Origin of the sequence: Vibrio sp. 10N.222.55.C6, assembly GCF_041473395.1 — a bacterium.
Taxonomy (GTDB): domain Bacteria; phylum Pseudomonadota; class Gammaproteobacteria; order Enterobacterales; family Vibrionaceae; genus Vibrio; species Vibrio crassostreae_C.
Genome location: NZ_JBFRSD010000918.1, coordinates 1 through 254, shown reverse-complemented (window position 1 = coordinate 254; position 254 = coordinate 1). Strand labels below are relative to the sequence as shown.

Below are 254 nucleotides of genomic sequence, written 5' to 3'. Positions count from 1 at the left end.
CCGTATCACTGGGGTTATATTGGGCGTGGATAACGCTATGCTCAGTGACCCAGAAGCGGTTGTGATGAGCCTATTTGGTTCTGAGTTACCTGTCTCTCAATTCTTCACGAATATTTTGGGTGCTCCTGCCCTAAATATGGGTGTGTTTATCGGTATTATGTCTGGCTATTTAGGTGCCAACTTATTTAACCGCTATCATGACTTCGCTCGCTTACCTCAGGCATTAGCATTTTTCAACGGTAAGCGTTTTGTAC

At 44.5% G+C, this 254-nt stretch carries 1 protein-coding gene; it reads left to right on the top strand.

The window, feature by feature from the left end; translation table 11 throughout:
- Positions 1-37: 37 nt before the first annotated feature.
- Positions 38-254, top strand: a 217-nt coding sequence (locus AB4486_RS26850) for a PTS transporter subunit EIIC (protein ID WP_372119824.1), incomplete at its 3' end; no start/stop codon positions are given.